Here is a 3,607-nt window from a genome sequence, read left to right on the forward strand (position 1 = left end):
TGTAACGTTGACATAGCCGTGACTGAGAAGGTGATTTTCAATTACGCTCTCAAATGCAGTTTCACCGTATCTGGCTATGTTCATTTGCTCCTCTCTTGATTTTGGATGTTATTTTTTGTTATTTTTTAGCTTATATTTAGCAATTTTTTCCAGTCTTTTAATATGTATTTTTAATGCTTGAATCAATACAAAACAGAAAGGTTCTAATCTACCTGTCTGCTGAGATTGCAGCTTTGTAAGTCTACTGCGTGCATCTTTAAGAGGAAGAGTATTTTTCAAACCGAGAGTACCTTGAATTGCTCCTTGACGAAGCTTTCTAAGTTGATCATCATCAAGCCCCAACTTATTAATAGTAGTTTCTGCCGGCTTATCTCCCTCATTGTGTTTGATCTCTCCTATCAAATTGAATAAGAAACGAGTTTCGCAAGATTGATCTAAAGGAGACACAAATAAAGTTTGCTCTCCTTTTGCGTAATCAGGCCACTTTCCTTTTTTTTCACCGCCATAAGGGGTCTTGTGTTTAGGATTCGGGCCTGGATAGCAAGCTACCATATTACTATAAGTAACAGTTTCATAAGGAATGCAATGGTCTTGAGCTTTTACATGATCAATGTGACAGTAACACTTATGATATTTTGTTCCATTTTTTTCTATTTCTATATAGCCCTTGATAGGCATACCACTATAGGCACATAACCCGCCTTGTTCTTCGACCAATAAATCAGTCACAGCTTTTGTTACAAGTTGATCTTTACGCATTAAATCGTAGCCAAAGTTAGTATCTTTGGCATAACGTACACGCCACTCTGTCAACTCACGAGGTTCATTCTTCTTCTGAATCCATCTCATCTTCTAAATCCACATCATCTGCTAACGCTTCAAGGTTGTTGATACTAGCTTCAAGACGAATTACCTCGTCGTCATATCCCTGAATCATGGCTTTCAACTGTTCCAGCATATTGCGGGCTAGTTCGAGATCACCTTCTTCCAGGGCCTCTTCTACAAGGTTGATCTGAGCTTGGGTGGTTGCATTACGTGACGCGGTTCCCATCAATTGCTCAAGAATCCAGTTTGAAGCTAAACCAAATCCTTGAAGTCCCTTCTGAAGCACAACAATTCCGTTATCTTCCTTTGCAATTAAGGTTAAGCCTGGTGGCTTGACTTCGCCTACAATTTGCGGCGAGTGTGTGGTAACGATAAACTGACATTTTGGAAATGTTTTGATTAGTTGGTCTACAATGGTGCGTTGCCAAACTGGGTGTAGGTGTAAGTCTAATTCATCAATTAGCACAACAGCTTCACCATCCCCTAAAGGATCTTCCGATTTAGGATTAGCTTGTGATAGTCGTTTTGCTAAATCTAGCACCAGTGCCAGAATACCTCTTTCACCATCTGACAATTGACGCAGATCGAGAGCAACTCCCTCTTTGTCTATGATTAATGTACTTTCTGGTTCGCGTACAGCACGAAGGTGAGTACATTTGTCCAAAAAGGTAGTGACAGCATACTCTAAAACATTGAGGTGTTGCTGTGCCAATTTTCTTCCCTCTTTTACTAGTGTCTCTTGCACCAATAACCAGTCAGCAAACTCACGAAGACGTAATTCTCGTTCACTCAGTGCTTCTGCGAAAGCGGCAGCTTGACCACCAGCACTAATCTGTTTGCTGGGTGCAGCCATGCTAGAAAGGGATCGGCGGGTTGAGAAATAAACTGCAAGAGGTTGAACTTTAGCTGTCTTTACCTGCTTCGGTATGGTCTGATCATTAGGAGTTAAGTCGTAACGTTCTGCTAAATTGTATACCTGTTGCTGTTGCCTTCTTTGCTTAATTCTTTTGTGTCGGTCTAGGTAATCAGGTGGTTGTTCCTCTTCATCTTTTTGTGTTGTTTGTTCGCTATATTCCTCGCGTGGTTTATGTACTAAGTATTCAAAAGGAATGCCCACTGCATCAAACTGGAGTTTAGCAGTGAAAGCATCACGATTAATTTTGATATCACTGGTTTTAAAGGGTATTAGCTTGCTTTTAGAAGCAGTGAACTTGGGTAATACCTGCGATAGCAAAATCCGCAGTGCATCAAGCACAGTGGACTTGCCAACGCCATTTATACCAACCAGTAAGTTCATGCCCGGATGGAAATCAAAAGTTACCTGTTCAAAGCCACGAAACTGAGTAAGTGCAAGTTGTTTAAGTCTCATGTCTACATTGTTACACTTATTTGCCCTGTAACTGCTGCTGTAATCAGTGCGGTACGACGCTCATGTAGTAGTTCAATTGTACTTGTAGCTACAGAACATAATCGATCTAACTTTGAAGTTGCTTCTTTAAGGTATTCAATAATAGCTTTTCGTTCTTCTGGAGGGGGTACTACAATTGGCAGTTCTTTAATATTTGTTGTTGAAATTGAAGCAAGATTAGTGCTTTGTTTTGACCGAGATTCAAAGTATGCTTTTGCATAGTGTGAGCCGATTACAGTAGTTAACCACTCAGGTTCAATATTATGGCATCGCACCGCAAAAACATGATTTTGGTGTAAACAAGGATCAATAGAACCATCCCAAACAGCACCACGCCCTAGCTTGTCAGCATCACCACCTTCATTCATTAAAACATCACCTTTTTCGAGTTTGAATGAGGATATTTCTTCTGGTAAAACTTCAATTTTAGCTATGTCTGATAAATCGAGATACCCATCTTGAACATTAGCAACACGAAAATATGGTACGAGAACTGTTTCACGATTACCAAAATTACGCCCCTTGGTTACTCCTGTTCTCACTTCGGTTAAAAACTTGAGATTGATTACTTCCCAATGCTCAGGTATATACTTGAAAAACTCAAAACTCGAATTTTGTAAGCAGACATCAGGATTTAGCCCACGAGTTACAGCATGAGTAATTAGGGCGCGGCGCTTTTCTGTCAATAAATCAAGCAAACGCTCTCTAGCTGAGATGAGTGTGTCTATTTTGGCGGTTTCACGATCAAGGTAATTTGCGATCGCACGTTGTTCAGAAATAGGAGGCAAGTTTATTGTAAAGCTACCAAATTTAGATTGACTGAGTTCAATCTGGTTTGTTGCACCCTCAGAACAAATAGCAGTTACAATATTCTGCTGAATACTTAAATAGTGGAAAAGAAACTTTGGATAATATCGACCAAGTGCGTCTCTAACAATGGTTACATGACCATCTACAAATGTAGGAATAGTAGGCTCTTTATCAACAATGGATACTCTACCCAGTGTTCCTGTACCAGTAGAATTTATTAAAATATCACCTTTATGAATCCAAGATTTAATTCGTTCTACATCTTTAGGGTCGTGATATCTAACTTTTGAAAAATTTAGTTCACTAGACCATACGCAACCTTGATTAACGACTGGAACACCCACATTTTCAACATAAGTAGGTGCATCACCTCGTGAAATATAATTTGCAATATATTTCAGCTTAATTGGACATCTCTGAATCACGCTATCACCTCATGTAGCAAACGCATAAACTCTTCTTCCATGCGCTTAATGTCAGCATCAATTTCAGCTAAAGGTCGCGGAGGTGTGTATTTATAAAAATGCCGATTAAAATTAATCTCATAAGCACTGCGAATTTTAT

Annotated in this window: 3 protein-coding genes; all 3 read right to left on the bottom strand. The window is 39.5% G+C overall.

The window, feature by feature from the left end; translation table 11 throughout:
• Positions 1–108: 108 nt before the first annotated feature.
• The 3 genes from HWQ37_RS12535 to HWQ37_RS12545 are packed head-to-tail and all read right to left on the bottom strand — an operon-like array spanning position 109 to position 3,468.
• Entirely contained in the window at positions 109–849 is a 741-nt protein-coding gene (locus HWQ37_RS12535; RefSeq protein WP_292747700.1) for an HNH endonuclease family protein, read from the bottom strand.
• A complete protein-coding gene (locus HWQ37_RS12540; RefSeq protein WP_292747702.1) occupies positions 824–2,194 on the bottom strand; it encodes an AAA family ATPase in 1,371 nt (456 codons plus the stop codon). The genes HWQ37_RS12535 and HWQ37_RS12540 overlap by 26 nt, the downstream gene beginning before the upstream one ends.
• Positions 2,195–2,196: 2 nt before the next feature.
• Positions 2,197–3,468, bottom strand: coding sequence for a restriction endonuclease subunit S (locus tag HWQ37_RS12545; protein WP_292747705.1), 1,272 nt, complete (start codon positions 3,466–3,468; stop codon positions 2,197–2,199).
• Positions 3,469–3,607 lie beyond the last annotated feature (139 nt).

This window comes from Nostoc sp. NMS4, from assembly GCF_017115095.1.
In the GTDB taxonomy this organism is placed as follows: Bacteria; Cyanobacteriota; Cyanobacteriia; order Cyanobacteriales; family Nostocaceae; genus Nostoc.

Coding starts and splice junctions, on each gene's coding strand:
- HWQ37_RS12540 (WP_292747702.1), bottom strand. CDS start 2,194: ATGAGACTTAAACAACTTGCACTTACTCAGTTTCGTGGCTTTGAACAG.
- HWQ37_RS12535 (WP_292747700.1), bottom strand. CDS start 849: ATGAGATGGATTCAGAAGAAGAATGAACCTCGTGAGTTGACAGAGTGG.